Genomic DNA, 20,677 nt, shown 5'->3' on the forward strand with positions numbered 1-20,677 from the left:
CCGCAAATTGGTGTGTTAGTTTGGTTGCGTCATACCATGTATATTTTTTCACCTCACCAGTGCAGGTTTTGCCATCCCAGCTTTGACCTAGGCTACAGCGCATCCAAGTAAGGTTGGTTTCTTTGTCGTATACCGTTCCATTCGGATTAACCACATATTTGTTCACGGTTTCAGGCGGCTCTTTTTGTTCAGAAGAAGAGAGCGCTGGTTTAGGTGTACTTGGATTTGATCCCGCTCGCACCAAACGGACGTGGTAGTAGTTTTTGTTCTTATATATGGGGCTGACGTAACCACTGTAGAAGTAGACGTTCCACGCGCCGTCACTATTGCTGGCATAGGGCGAAGACGACCAATACGAATCATCGGATGTATTTGGAAATGCACTGATATTGATGGTTGGCTCTTGGTAGTTGTCACCAAGGCATGCGCCATTGGTATCTTCCACATACTCTCTATTGGGGCGCGCTGATGGCTTACGCCCTTTTGAGCAGTAGACCAAAGAATCCAGCTCTTCAACTGTGGGTAAGCGCCAAGCGGTTGAGCCCGCAAACTGGTGTGTTAGTTTGGTTGCGTCATACCATGTATATTTTTTCGCTTCACCAGTGCAGGTTTTGCCATCCCAGCTTTGACCTAGGCTACAGCGCATCCAAGTAAGGTTGGTTTCTTTGTCGTATACCGTTCCATTCGGATTAACCACTAGGTTAGTCGCTTTGTCGTAGACAGTGCCATCAGCGTTAACCTCATACACTGACGTACTCTTATCAAGCACCAGCCGAACATAATTATCCGAGCGTGATTTTTGATAAAATGTTAAGCCCGATCCAAATCCAACTATTCCTATTTTTTCACTATCAGCACTATCAACCGATGACGTCCAATAATCGGATCCAACTTTTGGCGTATTGGGGAAAGCTGTTAAATCGATACGAGGTTGTGAATATTCTTTAAAGCAAGATTGTTGGGCGACATATTTTCCACTTGGAAGTTCCTTGTACTCATAACCTTTAGGGCAAAGTATTAACGTTTCTAATTCATCTACCGTTGGCAGTCGCCAAAAGGGTTTTCCCACTTCTCTGGTACCAGTCACGATACCATTTGCGCTATTAATGACGGAAATTAAATCATAACTATAGAATTCTGTAGCCGTACCACTACATGTTTGACCGTCCCACGTTTGACCAACACTACAGCGCGCCCAAGTTAAGTTAGTGCGTTTATCGCTCACAGTCCCATCGTTATTGTCAATATATTCAGCCTGCCCAATAGAGCGAACCAAACGGATATATCCAGCAGCCTTTTTATGGTAACTGAAGAGTAATCCTTCCGTGAACATGACAAACCAAGCCGTATCATCATATTTTTTTGTGGAAGACCAAAACACGCCCGTTGCAGCACTCCCAGGGAACACTAGCTGGTTTATCGCTGGTATATTGCAACTCGAACGTTGAAGGTCTTGTGGATCACTCGTTCCTCTGGTGCGTAACGTGGCCAACTCTTCATGGGTAGGTAGTCGCCAATCACGACCTAAAGATGCGTATTTTTTTATAGCATCATTCCAACTAATCTGTAACGGAACACCTGTACAAGCACTGCCATTCCAGTTCAACCCTTCCGGACAGCGTTTCCACTCAAGCCCCGTTTCGTTATCAAGCACGATATCGTTTTTAATGGTGTAACGACTATCAGGTGCCCAGTTTTCTTTACTACAGTTATTAGCCTGCGCAATAGAGATACTGGTGCAAAACACAGTGACTAGCCATAACGCTTGTTTTATTTTCATCCAATTTACCCCAATCTAGGTAGAGCCATATCATGGGTGCTTTTCTACGATTACTATTACGCACCAATTACATCAATCTTTGTTAACGCTTTGTGTCACTAAGACCCATATTTAATATCATTTTGCCTTACGACCCTGTGTCGCTTTTCGCCAAGGAATTCAGGAACTGGGCAAACAGTGCATCAACCTCATCAATCGAAGACTTTAGACGGTGATCACCAGCGACAAGATGCAACGAAGCATGATTGACCTTGGCAAACTTTATTGAATGTTCCGCAGGGATCACACTGTCAGACCAGCCATGCACAACTTCAACATGAGTTCGGCAATGGTATTCCTGTTTCTTATAACCCGGCATGTAGAGTGCTGGAGCGAGCAAAAATAGGCCTTTTGTTGCCACGCTCTCTGAAGCCACCAAAGAGACATAACCACCCATACTGGAGCCAACAAGAGTGACTTCCTCTTCAATACCACTTAGCACGTTTAATAGGCGTTCAACTCTGAGGTCGGGGTCAAGCATATCGGTGTAGTCAATGCTATCAACTTGGTAACCAAACCTTTCAGCTGTGCTCGCCAATCGTTTTATTTTGCTGCCCCAAGGGCCACTTTCTTTTCCATGTGAGAAGATAACTTTCAACTCATATCCCCTTAGTCGCTATTGAAGGCTCAGCCTACTTGATGAGCAAATATGGCTCTTAGCCTAATACCTGAAAGGCCATTTACCTCTACATTAACGTTAATAAGATGCTTTCCGTCATAACTCATTAGGCTCGCATCAGGCCACATTTATAAATCACTCTCAATAATCACTAACATACTATCTATTGATAAAGTTAATCACTGCGTTGCATCATCAAAATGAATGATTGCTTGCTGCCTTCGCCAATGTTCTTGATAGTCTTTCTCTAACGGCAACTTTTCTAACAACTGATGTTGTTGCAACGTCATTCGTGCCAGTTCGCGCCAGCGTAGGCACAGTTCTATCGGCAGTTTGTCGGCCAACTCTTTGGGCAGTTCACACACTTGTTTCAGCACCTGTTGGTTTTGATTGGGCGTGAAACCTTGCTGGGGCAGTGAAATTAGGATTTGCAGCAACAATTCTTCGCTGGTTTGTTGCGCCACGGGGTAGCGTGCTTGATGCAAGGAAAAGAGTTCGAGCAATGCCTCGAACGCCAACGCCTGCTGCCCTGCTTGCTGATGTTGATAATTGCGGCACAAGGTGGTGATTAAGCGCGATGCCCAGTTGGGCGCAGTATCGCTTTCATGGTTTTCTTCACTTTGATTATGTTGTTTAGCTTGCGCGCTTGGCTGCGCCAATAACCAAGCAATGGGCGATGGCAGATGCTCGCAGGGTAAAACGCGCAGCAAGGGACCAAACTTTGTCTGCAAATGCGCAACAAACGGCTGTAATGACAGCTGCTGAGACTGCACATCGATCATCAGTTCTTGTAGTACCGCCAGCACAGCGCTGGGCAGTTGGCTTAGCGGCAGCAACAAGGCATTGTTTAGGCGCATTTCGGTATCGTATTCGTAACGCTGACTATCTTGCAGATAGTTGCCTTTGGCCCACATGGCATCGGCAACGCCGTGGAAAAAAGCCACGCGCTGCGCAAACTGCCACCAACGCAACACGCGCGCCATGTCGCACGCATCACCATTGGCGTTTTGCCGTTGTGATTCAAAAAGCGCACGTACGTCAATATTAAGCCGCTGTTGGTGCTGTTGATAAAACTGCTCGCGTCCTTGGGGTGGTAACAAGTTTAACCAGTTAAGCAATAACGCTTCTGGGGTGTAGAGCAAGAACTGGTGGAAGGCGAACACCAGCGGTGTCTCTAGTTGCTTGAGTAGCTGCTGCGCTTGTTTAGCGTGCCAAACGACAAATTCTGGCGATTTAACCCGTGCAGCAATGGCATCACAGGCTGCCAAGAAACGCTGCTCGCGCTCTGCCACATAGGCAAACCCCGCTGGGCTAAACGCATCGCGATGTGCTGGATAAAGAGCATCGTACTCACAAAAGGAGGCCAGTAACGATGGAAAAAGCGTTGTGCATTTTGGCAGGTTTTGCAGCCATCTTAACCAACGATTTTGCTGCGCGACATCCAACTGGCAAGCGTCACGTTGCAGCAGATAAAAGACGCGCTGTTGGCTATGCAGCAACGATTGCGGCAGCTCTTCTCGCTCAGGAAAAATAGGCAGTTCACGCCACAGCAGTGGTAACTGGTATAGGCTGAAGTCCAGCGCCAAGCTGGCTGTGGCATCGCCTTGGCGTTGGCACAGTAACAACCCGGTTTGAATCGCCAGCAAATGCTGGTAACCATCATGCTGTTCCACCGGAAAATAAGCATGTTGGCGGCGCAGATAATCGCTATAGTAGGTGGCATCGCTATACTCGGCGCGTTGCTCGTCACTGAGGGTAATAAACTGCTGACAAAGCCGATGAATGGCGTCACCTTCGGCGGCATTCTGTGCCAGCACCACCCAGAGTGAGGCAGAAAAATTGACGCTATCGTGCACATAACTGGCAAAGGTACGGTTTTTATCGATGTATTGCGGGCCAAGGGTATCAACAAGCAACAGCAAATCGGCGGCCAAGGCACTGGCCAATGCTGGCACCTGTTGTGGCACCACCAGCAACAGCTGTGTTTGTTGCTGGTGTAGCGTATGGCGCAGCTCAATAGCGTGCTGATGCACCTCACGCAGTGCTTTAACCTGCGGCAACCAAGACGACCACGGCAGCAGCGAATACAGCAGTAACGAAGTGAAAAACACCGCCACCAGCGCTACTTGGCCAAGTGGCGGTAGCGATAACATCAGTGCCCCACCCAGCAGATACACCACGCACAAAAGCGCAAACTTGGGCAGCGTGCGCAATAAATAACTGCGCAAACACAGCAGCAAAGTAAGCGCTGCCATCGCCAAACACATCAGCGCCTGCGCCCACAGAGTAAATAACCAAGCGGGCTGCTGGTTTAAAGTGTCACTCACGCTTAGCAACGCAAACAGCCAAACCAGCGTAAGCGTTGGCAGTAACGGCAACCACGCTTTAAACGCCCCGCGCCACTGGGTTTGGGTAAAACCTAGGTAGAGCGGGGCGGTAGTTTGTTGTGTGAGTAGATCGGCTAGGGACCGCGTTGACAATACAGTAGACATCTATATAGCACTAATCACAGGCTAAATAAGCTGCTCTTTCAAAGGTGTAGTGATGAGCAAAACTATTAGTTATCGAACATCCAGATGCATACTTGTTTGTGTCACTGTTGAAGCTTAAACATTTTTCTTGCCCTTTATAAATCCCTTTAGTACAACGAATGATAGCGGAGCCATCTTTTTCAAACTTGACAAAAGTATGGCAAGTATCGTTGGCTCCACAGTATGTATCGTCATCAACAGCATCCATTCTTGCATTCTGCGATTCAATATGCCTTGTATCTTCACCAATGAACTGATTGTAAAGCTCACCTGTTTTAGACACTATCGAGTAGATTGTTCCTGATTGCCTTGGTGCCGGTGGTAGTTGTGCAAACGCGCTGAAAGCTAGCTTTTGGGTACCTTTGGCTTTCAGTTCTTTTGCGGCAACAAGTGACACTGATTTAATTTCTGCTGATATTTTCGCTACACCATCGGGATACACCGCTGTGTATCCACCTAGCGTCCCGCGATCAAAATACGCAGTCTGAAATGCGCCAAACCTTACAGCATTCCGAGCCGTTGCATTGTCTGAGCTCAATCTCGAACTCACGACCTGTTCCAAACTAATGTGTGGTTTGGTAGTGGACGCTCCGAAAAGCTTTGCTTTTACTTCCTTTTCCAGTGGTAGATTGAATGAAAACTCAATCACCACATTAAAATCATGATACTGAGGGATAAAAGGCGCATTACTCCCTAACCTCAATTGGTAACCAACGCTGGCGGTGGCGTTAACTTCATAAGAATACTCAGAAGCCCAACCCCAACGCGCGATTTTTCGGCCATCAACGGAAGAGTCTAAGTCTGTTAACTCGAGCCTAAACAGCCCATCTTTGTTTTTGATTGATTCAAAGGCAAAAGCCTCCAAAATCTTATGGTGTTCCGTTGTTTTGGCCAACTGCTGTGACTTTTGACCATCACTTGGTAACAACGTTAATTGATACGCTCGGAATTGTGCTAAAAATTGCCCCTTGTCTCTTAACAAAGCAACATAGGTCTCTTTGGTCTGTTGGTATACGTCTTGATATTTCGTCTTAGCAAAATCCTTTAGATATTTTTCATAGTCGTTTTCTGAAGTCAGTATCTTTGAAATGCTGATGAGGTCCTGTTTTTCGCCGGACAAATCGTATGCTTTCTTCAAAGATGCGTACGTATTCTGCGTTCTGTACAGCGACAGTAATTTCACCTTGGCCAAGGCTGAAATTTCCGAATTTTTGGTATTACGTTTAGAAAAATCAATCAACTGCTCTTCTGAGGTCAATAAGGCCAGTTCAGATTTCAAATCGCCATTTTCCTTTGACCAAAGGTAAGCATTTTGGAAACCCAACACCGTTTGTTTCGAACGATATAAACCTATTAGTTCACTCTTTGCCGAATACACCACAGGTAACGCGACCGCAGGCGAGTAGAGCTTTACAAATTCTAAAAGTGCGTCTTCACCTTTGATCAATGCGTACTCGGAAGATAAATCACTCGAATCACCAGACCATTTAAACGCATTGCGATAACCTTGCACACTTTTCTGTTCTCTATAAAGACCAACTAGTCGATTCTTCACGTCAGCTGCAGAGCTGTGCGCTTTGTATTGCCCTAAGTAACTGACTAATACTGCCGTATCTTTAGAATACATCGCGTCTTTATATAAGAGCGTGCGAATCGCCTCTCTACTGGATGCAGTAATTGATTGATATCGTCTCTGTTGCTCTTTGCTGGCCGCCAACGTTACATCTTTACTCATTACCCAACCATGCTGTTGGTTCTCTAATGTGACCCATAAGGCATCTGAATTACTTTCGATCACCATTAATTGCATCGCAGGGCTAAGACGAGCCTTAACATTTGTAAACTGCGGAGAGTCGTATAAGTTTGTTTCCCGAACCAATTTAGGTTCAGAAATCAAAGTGTTTACTTTTTTGTCGTTATATTTCTGAATAAACTGTCTCAGTTGAGAGATGTTTTTAGCATCCAATTTTTCATATTCAATTTCCAGCACCGAGAACAGTGCTTGCCGAGAGAAATAACTCCCTTTTGTTACTTCGGAAAATTCCTCCAAGCCCTTTACATCTTTTGCATTGGTCAGCCTAGCCAACTCATTGATTAAAAACCTTGAATATTCACCGGGGTCTTGTTGTGAAAGATATTGATGGTAGATGGCTGAATCGTTCTTTTCTTTTGATAATTGATAATATGCCTCGCGCTCTTTTGCTTTGTGATGCGATTTTACTGCAACATCCAAGTTGAGCTGGTTTTTTGATTCAAACTCCGATGCATTATTAAAATATTCAATTGCTGATTGCGGCTCTTTTTTGGCCAATTTAAGTTCACCTAGCGCTGTCAGTGCATAAAACTGTCCGATACTCACACCCGATGCTTCATATCCTTTTAATGACTGCTCAAAGTGGCTTTGAGCACTATCTAGTTTATTTTCAGACAAGGATTGATAGCCATGCTGCAAGTGTTCTGTATTGGACAACTGACCAGCACAACCCAATAGCAAAAATAACAGTAAATAGCTGATTCTCTTAGCCACGACAATTACCTCAAAACTTAAAAGTAACGGTATAAACAAACTCATTATTCTCAGGGATGTAACTTAACCCCTGAGAAATGTTGCTCGCTTCAGAACGTAGGCTGGAGGCTTGATTATCAAAATATTGTCCTGCGAGATAGCCAGCCGCAAAAACCGCGAGCCCCGCATAGAAAGCGATACGACCATCTTCACTAAATGTGTATTCTCCACTTCGTGTTTCTTCTAATGTCGCCAAAGCATATATAAAGCTACCTCCCCCAACAACATAAGAACTCCAACGTGAAGTATCTGCATAGACGTCATTCCTATCTGCTGCCGAAAGTAAATCTTGGTAACGCTCCTCTTGTTGCTCTAATTTATCGAGATCGAGAGCAGAGGGTGCGGTATTTGGCATGGTGTTAGCTAAACCACTGTTAGCAAACAATACCAAAGATAAAAACGTAATTATTTTTTTCATTTCAACTCCATTAACAAAAAATAATGATAATTCCCACCATAAAATAGTGTGGCAATATAATTGGTCATATAAGCAGGGAAACCATACCAGCGTCTAAATTTTCACCACACTATAAAACCAGCGCCCAATACTGCGTCTAGCACCAGGGCGAGCGCATGAACGTTAGTTGCCCAATTTGAGTTTAAATATCGAGCACAGAATGAGTAACATTTGATTACCGTAACCTCTTTTATCGAGCAGTTGAAAAGCAAGCCACTCCATTTAATCAAATATTAAACAGACATGCGGTAGTCCTGTGGTTTTTAACCATTACTGTTTAGATTCGAGAAATTGGCATACTTTCCTCCATTTTCTAGAAGATATATTTCCAACTCATCGAATTTAGCATTGTGTGCATAATCGAGCATAGTCCAACCCCGTCTATCAACGGCATTGATATCTAATCCTGATTTTATTGAACGCTTAACAAGATCAAAAGTAAATTTATCTTTTCTCTGGTCATTTATTATAAGGTGAGGAATATAGTATGGTTCATCATAAATTCCGTTTTTATCTTTTGACTTGAAAGCATAAGGTTCACTAAGATCTAGACCATGCTTTACCATTAAATCGAACGCATTATATGGCATTTGCTTCCAAGAGTGCCCTTTGGTGTAGACTAAACCCATATGAAAATCATCTCGCAAATAGTATTTATTTATGTTCCTTTTTGCTCCGGAAATCAACACATATTCTATTGCTTTCAGTTCAATTTGATTGGGGCTTTTTTGGAAATAAAAGAGTCTATTAATCAAGCTTCCACTAACTTTTCCAGTTCTATTACTATTGTAATAGCAATCTAAGTCCTCTCCTATTTCCACAAAGTACTTCACTAACTCAAGATCTTTTTCTTTTAGATCATAATCTATTACATCCCCCAAGAGGCAAGAGGAATTCTCTGTTCTAGCCAGTTTCAATTTGTACTTATTAAATAATTTTGCCATTTGTAAAGATGGCTTATTTTTTTGAATCAAAATATGGTAACTCGCGTTATTTAACGTACCTCCCTTTTTGATCATCTCTTCTGCTTTGGCTAGATCATTTTCTTTGACCGCCTTTTCCAGCATACGGTCGTAAACAGTTTGCTCAGCTAGAGCACAAACTGGCGAAAGTAAAAGTAAAAGTAAAAATATTTTTTTAAACATAAAACAACCTTTATATTTAACTAGTTATAAATACGGTTCCATTTTTATTTCAATCAATAACATTGATATGACGATCACCGTTATCAATCTTGAAAGTAGCACTAAACGCCATCACTTTGCGTCACGCACCAAACGGACGTGGACTAAGCCGGTGCAACTGAAGCAGCCCTCGAAAACACTCCCCGCCCAGAAGCGAACGTTCCACACAACGTAACTATCGTCGACTACGGGCGAAGACGACCAATACCAGTCCGATGGCGTATTGGGAAACTGCTGGTTATTAATCGCAGGTTCCCAGCAGCGATATTCGACAATCGAGGCCAGCTCATTTTTATTCGGCAAGCGCCAATCACTGAATCCGGCCAAGCTATGTTGCGCGGCAGCTGCTAAGGCCTCTGGCCAACTAAAGACAGTGGCCTCGCCAGTGCAATCGGCACCATCCCAGCTTTGCCCCAGGCTACAGCGCTGCCAGATAAGCCCGGTGGTATGGTGAGTAACAGTGCCATCACCGTTATCGCTAAAATCCGCGCTGGGCGTAGTGGCTGCAATAGCCGTGTTTTCATTACCGGCACATAAGCTGCTGGCATGGGCATTCACCCCCAGCATTAACACCAATAACACCCAAGCCCGTGGCCAGTAATGATTGATTGTTAGCATAATATCTATCCTTTATCGCAAAACATTTTTAGCGCGGCGGGCAATAACCGCCGCACAATGGAAGAGGATGCGCAACGCCCGTTAGGCAACTGAGTTAGCTTTCGCATCACCTCTGCTTATTTACCAAAAACCCAATCACTGTCCGGCTCGCACCAAACGGACGTGGTTGTGGTAGTTGCCCTTATAGCTGTTGCTGACGCCACCACCGTTGAAGTGGACGTACCCCGCGTAGTTACTATGGCTGGCATGGGGCGAAGACGACCAATAAGGACCGTATTGCGGCGTATATGGAAAATAACTTTGCTCTATCGCGAGGTTAAAACGGCCATTATGGACAATGCTGAGTAACTCATTGACTGAGGGCAGTCGCCAATCGCTGGCACCACAGAGCCCCTGACTGTTGACCGCATTGACAAAGGCTTGAGTATCACAAGCACTGCCTTGGCAAGTACCGCCGTTTTGTGTACCGGCATCACCACCATTGGTGCTGTTATCGGGGTTGTACCAAGTGTAGGTATGCGCAGCATCGCGTAGGCCAGCGCTGCCGGCGGGTTGTTTGACTTCCCAAATTAGGCCGGTGACGTTATCGCGCACGCAGCTCCAGTCGCTGGCGCTGGCGGCTAATTCCTCGCCATTGGCATCTAGCTTGGTAAAGTCAAAGCCTACCGCACCAGCACCGACTTTAGGCAATTTGCCTGCTGCCGCTTGAGCATCGCGGCCATGCTCGCCATCTTGCCCCTCATAGCCTTGTACTGGGCAATCAAGGTTGTTTTGGCTGCCATCGGCGCACCAATCGATGCCGGTATCGTTAAGTGGTTGGGTGGCGGCAAAGGCGGTTATTTCGCCACTTGGCGCACTTTCACCGGCTGGATGCACCGCGGTAACCACCAGATGCCATACATGCGGGGTTAAGTTGCCGATGCGGATCGGAGGCTGCACGTTTTGCAACCAAGTGCCATCGGCTTTGCTGGCGTAACTGTCGGGCTCGATGCCCGGTTCACGCGCGTAATACACATGGTAACTGGTGGCGCCTGCAACCGCTGGCCAATCGAGTAACAAGCTGCTGGGGCCTTTACTGAGTCGAACATCGGTCACGGCAGGCAACTGACTAAAGGTAACATTCACCGTACAGGCCTGAGTAACATTTAAAATGGTGATGCTGTTCCCCTCGATTGCACTATCACACCCCACTACCGTATCAACTTTAAAGCCAGCATCGGGTAGAACGGTAAAGACTGTCTTTTTACCCAACTCAACAGCGGCACTTTCAGGCATCACCACGCCTCCAACTGATGTTTCAGTGCGGACTACAATACGCTGCTCCACTTGCGGTTCACCGCTATTTTGTCCACTGTCATCCCCACCACTTTCACCGCCGCCGCAACCATACAAGGTGGGGGGCAGCAAACTGGCGAACAGTAGCGATTTGAAGAGGTTGTTACTTAGCATCACAGGTTTTCCTTTTCTGCATAGGGCGGTCATAAATTGGGCGTTCACACTGCGTGAAGCAAAGAGGATTGTTTTTCTCAGCTGGCAAGCGTCGCGCGCATTTTGCGAATATTTTCCTTGTAAATTATCAACTTCATCAATAGCAGCGCATCAAATTGGCACGATAGTCCGAATGATTGGCACGATAGTACGAAAGTTGCAGCTGGATAACCCTCCACCCACAGCATTAGCGGGCGGAGGGGTTAGGTTAGAAATAGAGGTAACTGTATCCCTGCTGTTGTAAGTTAGTTAAGTAATCCTTTGTGGTTTGGTTTAACGGATTTTCTGTTAGGAGAATCGCAGCTTGTTTGCGTAACGCTTCAATACCAGATACCGTACTTAATTCGTTATTAGACGCATAGAACCAGGTTAATGATGGGTTTTGGCTCACATCTAAAGTGGTGATCTGATTACCTGTAACATCCAAGTGTTCAAGTTTGCCAAGTTGACGAAGTTCTAGCTCTGTCAGCAAGTTCCCCATTGTTTGCAAGTTGACCAACTGTGGGTTCATGCTGACATCCAAAGCCAATGTTCCATTGTTGTTGATGCCGAAGTCCGTCAATTTGTCTAACTGACTTATGTCTATGTTGGCTAGCTTATTGTCGCTTACATAGAGCATTTGCAGCTGGCGGTTATTGCTCACATCCAAACTTGCAAGTTGGTTCGTGGAGACATTCAAGTGATTTAACGCTCCTAGCGTACGAACATCGAGCGTAGTGAGTTGGTTGTGTTCTACAACCATTTGTATCAGGTTGAGGTTATTGCTCACATCTAAACTCGTGAGCTTGTTTTTATTTAAACTTAAAGAGAGTAGTTGAGACAAATGCGCGGTATCAATGGTTGCCAATTGGTTGTCATTGGCAAATAACCAAGTCAGTTCCGGGTTCTGACTGAGATCTAAGACCGATAACTGGTTATTAGAAACTTGGAGTTCCTGAAGCAAGGGCAGAGAAGAAAGATCTAACGTGGTCAATTGACATGACTCCGCATTCAACTTACTCATCTCGGTGTTGTTTGAAAGATCCAAGGTACCTATCTGATTGAACGACACCGTCAACGCGTAGAGCAAAGTCAGTGGAGAGACATCTAGCGCGGTAAGTTGATTGCTGCCTACCCATAGCTCTTCAAGCTTCAGGTTACCCGTGACATCCAAACTGGTCAGTTGATTGTTGTCTACCTTCAATATTTTCAAATAAATGTTGTTTTGCACATTCAATGCTGGCAACTGATTGTCATCAACATCGAGGTATTCCAGTAGCCCAAGGTGTCCAACCTCAAGGCTGGTTAGTTGGTTTTCCCACACTGCAACCTCTTTTAGCAGGGTGTTGTTGATCATATTTAGCTGGCTGAGAGAGTTACCGCCAGCTTTCAGGCTCACCAATTGGGTTAGGTTGGTGATATCAAGTTCTGTGAGTTGATTCTCAGTCACATTTAAACTTTCTAACGCGTACAACGCACTAACATCAACACTCAACAGTTGATTGTTCGATAGGTTGAGGCTTTTCAGCTGGGTAAGTTGGTCAATCGAAATTTGGTTGAGCGATGAGTTCGTCACTTCTAGGGTAGTTAATTGCATTAAGCCATTTAATGCTAAGTTATCAATATGGGATGACGACAAGTAAAGTGAGTGTAGATTACTCGGTAATTCATTCGCTTGCAGTTCTGCGAGTTGTACATTCGCCAGCGTCACTGTTTGTAAGTTGGTGAAGTTGGCTAAGCCCTGCAAGCTGAGGAACGGTTGCTGAGAGTCTAAACAATAAAGCTCTGTTAAGTTTTCAAAGTGAGTTACGTTGCTCGCATCCACACATTGTGCTAACAGCGGATCTTGCACTTGCGCCTGTTGCGACAATGGGAGTGAAACTGGCGGTTCAACCGGTAAGCCGCTCACTTTGAAAAAGGTACCGTAGTAGACCTCTTGATGTGCTTTGTTTAGTACCAAATAACGGTATTCACTCTGCCCTTCTGGCGATAAGTGGCGAGTAAACCACATTTGACTTGGCTCAGCATCGCTCGCGGGGGTTTGATCGTAGAACAGCACGCGATTGTTTTGTAGAGACCAAGTGGATTCCTCATTCGCTTCAATGTCCAATGCGAAGCCGTTTTGAGCAAAACGCAGTGTAAAAGGCGCGTTCGGCTGAGCAACAGGCATCGCTTCTTCAACACGCCAATCCCCAATTAGCTCCTGATAAGGCACCATCAACGTTTGATGCGTATCCATCACCATCGCGTCTTCGATTAATGTGAGTTCTCCCTCTAGTGAGGCGTTGTGAAGACGGTCAAACACTCGCGTGATCTTTGCCATAGCGCGACCATTACTTTGATTCACCACTTGCAGCTCGATTTTCTTCAGCCGTTTTAGCCAACCTTCTTTATCTCGGTAGGTCGCCACCGGGTTGGAAACCGTTATGGTGTGCAGACGATTGGCGTATGTCCAGGTGAGCTCACTACCTGTTAGCGAGTAGATCGAACCAGTACCATCCGCATTGAGCTGTAAAACGAACGCTTCTTCTGCCAACTGCACGATGTATTCTGCCGCAGACAACTGCGCGTTATCGCTAACCAGTTGCGTGTCTTGGAGAATTTGCTGCTGAACTGGTGCAAAATCGTTGCTTTGCGTAGCTTGGGTTTCGATACTTTGCAATGCATCGGCGTTGCTCATAAATGCCAATGTGTTCTCAACGCCGCTGGGTAGTTGATACTCAGCTGGTTTATCGACCACCAGCTTAATCAATGTTGCACGGCGTAGCACCTCTTGGGTATCGACAGAAAGCAACGCTTGATTGAGCGCTTGGTCACTTTGTAGGTTTTGTGAGGCGATCAACGAACTGACTGCACTGGTGACATTGGTGATGTTAACGCCGAAATCAACCGAAGTGTCAATGGTGACGGCCTCCGACTCAGTTTGGCCACTTTGTGCAATCAAGCTGGTCAACGATGGGATAATCGAACGAAATTCAACAAACGCTTGCTCCCCCACACCGCTGGCTCGCAGTTCAATTGGCAGTGACAACGCAATCAGTTGGTCAATATCAAGCTCGAGCACATACTGGCCATTCGCATCCGCTTGCGCCGTGTTCAGCGCTTGTCCGTTCAATACTGCGGTCACGTTAGCATTGGCGATGACACTGTCTGTCACCATGCCGGTAATCGTCACGGTTGAGACTTTACGTAGTACCTTAACGTCATGCACATAACGCGCGAGGTTATTGGCGCTGTCCGTGATTTCGACGGCGATTTGATACACCTGGTCTTTGGTCACTTTCGGCGCGATTATTTTTACGATGTTGCTGTCATCTATTTTTACGATGTCGCTGTCATCATCGCCTGCCTCAACAACACTAAAGCCTTCAGGCAGTTTCCAGTCCATTGTCAGTTCGCCTTGTTCTTGGCTAAATGCGCTCAACACGACTTCTAACGTGCCCTGACTGTTGATTCTTTTTGGTGCGTCAAACTGAACACTAATCGCTTTGTGCTGCACAGCTTGTATTCGTTCTGTTGCGGGTGCTGTTGTGTTGCCACCAGCGCTGCCATCGCTACCGCCACCACCACAGGCGGTAAGCATCATGGTGATACAGAGCAATAGGCTGTGTATCCAAGTTTTTGGGTTTCTGTTCATTTGCCATCCTCAGCCAATCAAATTTTCATTGTTAGTGTGTTCATCGATTAATAGCGCCACTGCAATCCCACGACGACAGCGACATTTGAGTAAGTAATTTCAGGAACACGCACGCGTTGGCCGCTTTCTAAGGTTCCTTCCAGCATTTCACGGGTTTTGACGTAACTGTCTACCGATGCCATCAACGAAAGGTTGTCAAGAAACTGATAGCGAACGCCCGCTTTCGCATTTAATCCATAACCGCTGAAGTAGTCGCTGAGTGTGGTGGTTTCAAACTGGGTATTTTGTGTTTGGGAATAAAGGTCCACATTCGCTTCCGCTTCAACAAACCAGCTCCAAGGCCCTTTGTTGTTGTGGTCAAACTGCGTGTCATAACGAACACCGAACAAGGCAATCAAGCCCATGTGGTCTTCGGTCACAGAGATCACTGGGACAAGATGGTCAGGGTTATTTGCTTGAGGTGTGGTGCCATCGGTTGTGTTTTGCCCAGGTAGGACAAAACGTGGCACTTCATCACCAGGATTTCGCGGCAGGTCCATCAGTGCTTGATCAAATTTGGCGGCTCCGGGTTGAACGAATTTAAAGTTCGAGCGAGTAAAACTGTTGGTATAAAAACGGCCACCCGCCAACCATTGCAACTGTGGTGTTTGGTGGTAACTGAGTTTTAACCCTAACTCATTGGCTTTGGTTTTGAAGGCATTTTGTTGTACTCGGCCAAAGTCTCCAACTTCCCAGTACTCCGTTTCAATGTCTGTGGTTAGAGTGCTGGCACTTTGAATATACAGCCCCCATTGTTCATTAATACCCGTGTAAGAGAGTTGCCGAATCGCTGGGTTAACCACAGCGACCGATTGAGACAACTTTCCTAGCCCTCCCACATCGTTTAACTGTTCGCTATAGCCGATGCGCTCAAAACCGATCGACACTTCACTAAAAGATCCGTGCTTTTCTGCTAGGGCAGCGGTAGCCATACCACTTAAAGAGATGGCGATGAGACAGTGTGTCCATGGTGTCATTCGCATTGAGGAGGTTCCTTTGCCAAACTGTTTGTTGTTAGTTGTTTAGTCGCAATTAAATCGCGAAATCAAACAATTAACACGCCTTTGGCGCGAAAGTCCGAATGATTGGCATCAAAGTCCGAATTTGCTTTTATTATTCGTGATCAATGTTTTATTCACAACCACTATGCAATTAGTTCGCCACAGACTATTATTGCGGCGTTTTTCAGCAGGTATAAAAAGAGTCATAGGGATGTTGGCAGAGTTAACGATTTTTAGCTGGTTTCTGTTGTTGTGTTCAGCACTGTCTTTACTTTTAGCCATCGCGGCACTGCGAATTCGCTACCAACCTGTCACCATTTGGTTTGTCGCCCAGTTGCTAGCGTATGCGATTGAGGCCTTTGGTTACGCCTTTGAGCTCACCAGTAAAGATCTCGATACGGCCAATTTCTGGCTGGATATTGAGTTTGTTGGCGCGGCGTTTATTCCCACTTTCGTATTGCTTTTTGCCTACGCTTACAAAAATAGAACCTCCCCACCCCTGTGGCTGATTGTGACACTGAATACATTCAGCATCCTGGTACTGATTGGCCAGCTTACTAATAGCTATCATCACACTGGGTTTACGTTCACTGAGCTGGAGCACATTAACGGCCTTTCTGTGGTTACTTATGAGCTCGGCGTGCTGTATTGGATCTATGCGGTTTATATTCAAGTCGCAGTGATTGCTTCCATTTTGATGTTTTTCCAATGTTTGGTCAGCGCACACCCTGCTCTACGTCCGCAGATCGTGATGATTCTGTCCGGTATTACCCTCACTTGGCTGAACTACCTATGGACCTTGAGCGGCACCACGCCATTTGGCCTCGATTTAAGTGCGTTCGGTTTTATTTTCTGCGTGGTGACGTTTTCCATCAGCGTGTTTCGCTATAATTTTATTAAAATCGCCCCCATCGCAAGAGAGCATATTTTTTATGGTGTCGAGCACGGCTATATCGTGATTGATGAGGAGGAGCGCGTGGTTGACTTTAACCCAGCCGCTCAACGATTTTTACCTGATATTGACGCTAAGATCATCGGTAAGTCGATCGAAACTCTCCCCATCATCGGGGCAAATTGGCCAACCATCGATCGGGTGATGAAGTTAGACAACGGTGTGTACCTTAGATTTGAGCAAAACCCAATTGGCAAAACACCCGAGCTCACACTAGGCAGAGTGATCACTATTCAAGATGTGACGGAAAGAGAAGAGATGCTGACGCATATTTCTACTTTGGCCAATACCGATGAACTGACCGGTTGCTTCAACCGACAAGCGATAACTCAAACACTTCCTCAAACCATTGTCGCAGCACGCACCGAGCAGACTCCTCTTTCTCTGGTTGTTATCGACGTGATCGGTTTTAAAACGGTCAATGCCATTCATGGTTATACGATTGGCGATATGCGCCTTAAGCAACTTGCGAATTTATTGAGCGCCATCGTGCCCGTCAATGCAGTGCTGACGCGCTATGTGAGTGATCTGTTTATCATTGTCTTACCGGATACCAGCTTTGAGCAAGCACAGGAGCTTGAACAAGAGATCATTCGTCAAGCGCGAAGCCGTTTAGCCCTCTCGCTACACTCAGCCTGCCTACAACATCGTCCAGAAGAAAGTATGAAACAAGTTCTGGATAGACTGTTGAGCCATAAACGTAAAAACAAAGTTCAGGACTGGGTGGAGCAAACCTCAGCGTAATCGTCCAACGCAAAAGGCATGGCTTGAGAGTTGTTTGTACACACCAACACCGAGAAAGCGGTGACAAGGTTTATGGATTACGAGGATTTTAATGCCTTTTTATACTGAGTTGGAGTTACACCAAACTCTTTACGAAACGCTCGGCCAAAGTAGGCTTGATCGCGAAAACCTGCGTTAAACGCGGCTTCTTTTACGCTCAGGCCAGACGCAAGCGCTTCTTTGGCAATTTCAAACTGAACGTGTTTCAAATACTGTGTGTACGAAATACCAAACACTGCTTGTATCCGTCTCTGGTAAGAGCGCACGCTCATATGGAACTGTTCAGCCATAAACTCCACGGTCAGCTCGTGAGAGGTCAAATATCGGTCAAAAACCAATCTCAACTGCTCAACAAACTCGTTATCGACCGTGTTCTCCACCTTGATGTCCATATCAAGGTCAATCTCTTCGGTGATTTTATGGCGATTTAGGGCCAAATTAAGCATTCTTTGCTGAATAATGCGTCGGTTTTCGATGAGGGCGTTTAACCGCGCGATCAAAATCATAGGTTCGATACTTTTCCGCACGCAATCATCGGCACTGGCTTGCCATGCCGCTAGGCGACTTTGTTCACAGGCGTTCATACTGCAAATGACAAAGGGTATCGTTGAGCACTCTTCCCGATGTCGCAATGTCTGCAACCAATCTATCGCCGTACCATCATCGAGCTGAGAATCACACAGAATCAGTTCTGGACTGCCCTGCTCCAACTCATACTCAGCACCTTGTAAATTCTGGCACCAAATGATCCTGAACTCTGGAGAAAGATGAAATTCCAGCCATTCGAGCATTTCTGGGTCACTTTCAACAACCAAGATTTGTGGTTTGCTTTTGTCCGCCATACCTTGTTGATGAATCGCAGGACGCGGCATGGTTACTTCAAGTGGCAGTAAATTGGCGGGGAGCCTGATGACAGCGGAGCTGATCGCATTGCCATCGCAGATAATCCCGAATTCGCCACCTGATTCGGTTACTCGTTTGGCAAGAAAAAGGTATTCAACATCGTGACATGATGTAAGTGGGCCCGTTGCAGGAGACTCGTTAACCAGGCGCAGTTCAAAATGGGCGCCAAACTCTGCATCCAAAAGATAAGTTTGCTGCTGGTCTTGTTTTGTCAACAACTCACAACACTTGACCAACGCCGAATCAAGTAGCTCGCGATTGGTTCGCAAAATAAGTGCTGGCATTGCTCTCGCGTGAATGATGGTGTGATTAGTCTCGGTTTGATGAAAGCCTTCAAGTTTCGATTTCAACCAAGGCTGTAATAAGATCAATGAATCAAGCTCACTACCATCTAGAACCTGATCTGGGCTGGCAAGCGACAACAGTGAACGGATGCGATGTTCTATCTCTTTTCCGTGTACGTGCACGATGTACGGCGTAAGCATTTGAAGCTCTTTTTTTATCACTTCGATTAACTGACGATTCGCTAATTGAGCGTGTTGAGCAAGATGTGCTGTTTTGTCTAACTGCTGGTTTACTTGCTGAAGTTGAGCTTGGAGATGACGGCGCTTAGAAAGAGAACAAGAAAGGAAGTAACCAAGTAACCCCGTAACCAACATCGCTGTAGCAATTAGTAGTGACATCGCTTCCTTTTCCTGATGAATCAACTTCGAGAATCAGTACCATTTTCAAGATATTCCTTATATTAGCAATGACATTTTATGAATGAAGATCACATTTATAATGCTATGACACTTAGTGCTAAATCTTACAATTTTCATGGTTTTCTATCTTATCTTATCCGTGGGTAACGCTACGCCACCGAGGAAAATAAACCCCTCTCTGTGTCGTTTGTCCATTAAGATGGTGTTTGAAACCTATTTCAGCGATAGTGTGTTTTTAACGATCAACCAACTGAAATGGAACAGCTTTTTGTGGATGAAATCACACCCGCGTTTTTTCAGCTGTGTCAGGATCAGCAAGTTACGCTCATCCCTTCTCGATGAGGTGTGATTGAATTAAGGAAACCCAATGCCTCCAATGATTGTCGGCCACCGTGGTGTGGCTGGTTCTTACCCTGAAAATACCCAAGTGAGTGTACAAGCGGCTATTGACCTTGGCCTGAGCTGGGTTGAAATTGATGTGCAGCCGACCAAGGATAACGTGTTGGTTGTCTGCCACGATCATACGATCGATCGCTGCAGTAACGGCAAAGGCCGTGTCGATGCTTATGATTTGAAAGCGCTTGAAGCGTTTGATTTTGGGGGATGGTTCAACGAGCAGTTTACTGGCGAGACGATTATGACCCTAGAATCCCTACTCAAACTCGCTGCTGAATACGATTTAGGGCTCAATATCGAAGTGAAAGTCGACAACCACGATGTGGCTAAAGTGGCTTTGAATCTGAAAAATCTTTTGGATAAAAGCCCCCTGACCGCCGATAAAATTCTGCTCTCGAGTTTTAGTCACGACATCATCTTACAGCTTCATCAGCACTGTCCTGGTTACAAGCTCGGCGTGCTCAGTGAGCGATTGTCTCAACGAGACCGCCAAGTGCTCAAAGAAGTCAACGCATTCAGCTGTAACCTCAACTACCGCTGGATCACAGAAAAACACATTCGCGATTTAAAAACAGGCGGGTACCAAATCTGGTGTTACACCCTCAATCAACCGGATAAGTTTCGCTATCTCGATAAAGTAGACGCCATCTTTTCTGATTATCCAGAACGTTTTTTATAATCACCAAACCAATACAACATCAATAGCGATTAACCTGTAAATGCACCCACATTCATTGGGTGCATTTATTTTTACAGAACAAAAAACGGCAAACGTGATCTGGTCTCGATTTACGAGATCAAACAGTAGTATTAATCGCTCCCACTCAGTAAAACCATAACTTTAACATGGGTATCTGTATGTTAGAGATGGTTGATGTGAGCTTCTATTTTCTTGTTTTCACCTATTAATCAAATAGAGACAACGAATTAGATAAACCCCCATTTGAGGCATAAGATTAGTGTCAACAGGTGCTGAAATAGTCGTCACCACATCACTCAAC

Annotated in this window: 12 protein-coding genes and 2 pseudogenes; 2 read left to right on the top strand and 12 right to left on the bottom strand. The window is 45.6% G+C overall.

Going from position 1 to position 20,677, the window contains the following annotated elements:
- The 11 genes and pseudogenes from FC652_RS20525 to FC652_RS04460 all read right to left on the bottom strand — a co-directional run.
- A pseudogene (locus FC652_RS20525) lies at positions 1 to 160 on the bottom strand (DUF1566 domain-containing protein); the annotation flags it as partial.
- 135 nt (positions 161 to 295) lie between these two features.
- A pseudogene (locus tag FC652_RS04415) lies at positions 296 to 1,780 on the bottom strand (DUF1566 domain-containing protein); the annotation flags it as partial.
- A 127-nt stretch (positions 1,781 to 1,907) separates the two neighbouring features.
- Entirely contained in the window at positions 1,908 to 2,417 is a 510-nt protein-coding gene (locus tag FC652_RS04420) for a YqiA/YcfP family alpha/beta fold hydrolase (protein WP_176297625.1), read from the bottom strand.
- Positions 2,418 to 2,617: 200 nt separating this feature from the next.
- Positions 2,618 to 4,930, bottom strand: coding sequence for a hypothetical protein (locus FC652_RS04425; RefSeq protein ID WP_176297626.1), 2,313 nt, complete (start codon positions 4,928 to 4,930; stop codon positions 2,618 to 2,620).
- Between the two features lie 10 nt (positions 4,931 to 4,940).
- Complete coding sequence (locus FC652_RS04430; protein WP_176297627.1) at positions 4,941 to 7,496, bottom strand: hypothetical protein; 2,556 nt, start codon at positions 7,494 to 7,496, stop codon at positions 4,941 to 4,943.
- Between the two features lie 10 nt (positions 7,497 to 7,506).
- On the bottom strand, positions 7,507 to 7,953 hold the full coding sequence (locus tag FC652_RS04435; RefSeq protein WP_176297628.1) for a hypothetical protein: 447 nt from the start codon (positions 7,951 to 7,953) through the stop codon (positions 7,507 to 7,509).
- Between the two features lie 302 nt (positions 7,954 to 8,255).
- A complete protein-coding gene (locus tag FC652_RS04440; protein ID WP_176297629.1) occupies positions 8,256 to 9,137 on the bottom strand; it encodes an ankyrin repeat domain-containing protein in 882 nt (293 codons plus the stop codon).
- A 111-nt stretch (positions 9,138 to 9,248) separates the two neighbouring features.
- Positions 9,249 to 9,794, bottom strand: coding sequence for a DUF1566 domain-containing protein (locus FC652_RS04445; protein ID WP_176297630.1), 546 nt, complete (start codon positions 9,792 to 9,794; stop codon positions 9,249 to 9,251).
- A gap of 135 nt (positions 9,795 to 9,929) precedes the next feature.
- Positions 9,930 to 11,243 (bottom strand): DUF1566 domain-containing protein, encoded by a 1,314-nt coding sequence (locus FC652_RS04450; protein WP_217904520.1) that lies wholly within the window; start codon positions 11,241 to 11,243, stop codon positions 9,930 to 9,932.
- Between the two features lie 247 nt (positions 11,244 to 11,490).
- Positions 11,491 to 14,898, bottom strand: coding sequence for a hypothetical protein (locus FC652_RS04455; RefSeq protein ID WP_176297632.1), 3,408 nt, complete (start codon positions 14,896 to 14,898; stop codon positions 11,491 to 11,493).
- A gap of 47 nt (positions 14,899 to 14,945) precedes the next feature.
- Complete coding sequence (locus tag FC652_RS04460) at positions 14,946 to 15,920, bottom strand: autotransporter domain-containing protein (RefSeq protein WP_217904521.1); 975 nt, start codon at positions 15,918 to 15,920, stop codon at positions 14,946 to 14,948.
- A 229-nt stretch (positions 15,921 to 16,149) separates the two neighbouring features.
- Here FC652_RS04460 and FC652_RS04465 point away from each other — a divergent pair, with 229 nt between their 5' ends.
- The gene (locus tag FC652_RS04465; protein WP_176297633.1) at positions 16,150 to 17,634 is read left to right on the top strand and encodes a histidine kinase N-terminal 7TM domain-containing protein; all 1,485 of its coding nucleotides are present in this window, start codon (positions 16,150 to 16,152) and stop codon (positions 17,632 to 17,634) included.
- 77 nt (positions 17,635 to 17,711) lie between these two features.
- Here FC652_RS04465 and FC652_RS04470 read toward each other — a convergent pair whose 3' ends face one another.
- Positions 17,712 to 19,259, bottom strand: coding sequence for a helix-turn-helix domain-containing protein (locus tag FC652_RS04470; RefSeq protein WP_176297634.1), 1,548 nt, complete (start codon positions 19,257 to 19,259; stop codon positions 17,712 to 17,714).
- Between the two features lie 388 nt (positions 19,260 to 19,647).
- On the opposite strand from FC652_RS04470, the gene FC652_RS04475 reads away from it, so the two are divergent.
- On the top strand, positions 19,648 to 20,355 hold the full coding sequence (locus FC652_RS04475; protein WP_176297635.1) for a glycerophosphoryl diester phosphodiesterase: 708 nt from the start codon (positions 19,648 to 19,650) through the stop codon (positions 20,353 to 20,355).
- Positions 20,356 to 20,677 lie beyond the last annotated feature (322 nt).

The sequence above is a fragment of the Vibrio sp. 05-20-BW147 genome (genome assembly GCF_013369385.1).
GTDB lineage: Bacteria > Pseudomonadota > Gammaproteobacteria > Enterobacterales > Vibrionaceae > Vibrio > Vibrio floridensis.

Bases quoted from the DNA above. Each gene is read 5' to 3' on its own strand.
- FC652_RS04425 (WP_176297626.1), bottom strand. From the start codon at position 4,930: ATGTCTACTGTATTGTCAACGCGGTCCCTAGCCGATCTACTCACACAA.
- FC652_RS04435 (WP_176297628.1), bottom strand. From the start codon at position 7,953: ATGAAAAAAATAATTACGTTTTTATCTTTGGTATTGTTTGCTAACAGT.
- FC652_RS04440 (WP_176297629.1), bottom strand. From the start codon at position 9,137: ATGTTTAAAAAAATATTTTTACTTTTACTTTTACTTTCGCCAGTTTGT.
- FC652_RS04445 (WP_176297630.1), bottom strand. From the start codon at position 9,794: ATGCTAACAATCAATCATTACTGGCCACGGGCTTGGGTGTTATTGGTG.
- FC652_RS04450 (WP_217904520.1), bottom strand. From the start codon at position 11,243: ATGCTAAGTAACAACCTCTTCAAATCGCTACTGTTCGCCAGTTTGCTG.
- FC652_RS04455 (WP_176297632.1), bottom strand. From the start codon at position 14,898: ATGAACAGAAACCCAAAAACTTGGATACACAGCCTATTGCTCTGTATC.
- FC652_RS04460 (WP_217904521.1), bottom strand. From the start codon at position 15,920: ATGCGAATGACACCATGGACACACTGTCTCATCGCCATCTCTTTAAGT.
- FC652_RS04465 (WP_176297633.1), top strand. From the start codon at position 16,150: ATGTTGGCAGAGTTAACGATTTTTAGCTGGTTTCTGTTGTTGTGTTCA.
- FC652_RS04470 (WP_176297634.1), bottom strand. From the start codon at position 19,259: ATGTCACTACTAATTGCTACAGCGATGTTGGTTACGGGGTTACTTGGT.
- FC652_RS04475 (WP_176297635.1), top strand. From the start codon at position 19,648: ATGCCTCCAATGATTGTCGGCCACCGTGGTGTGGCTGGTTCTTACCCT.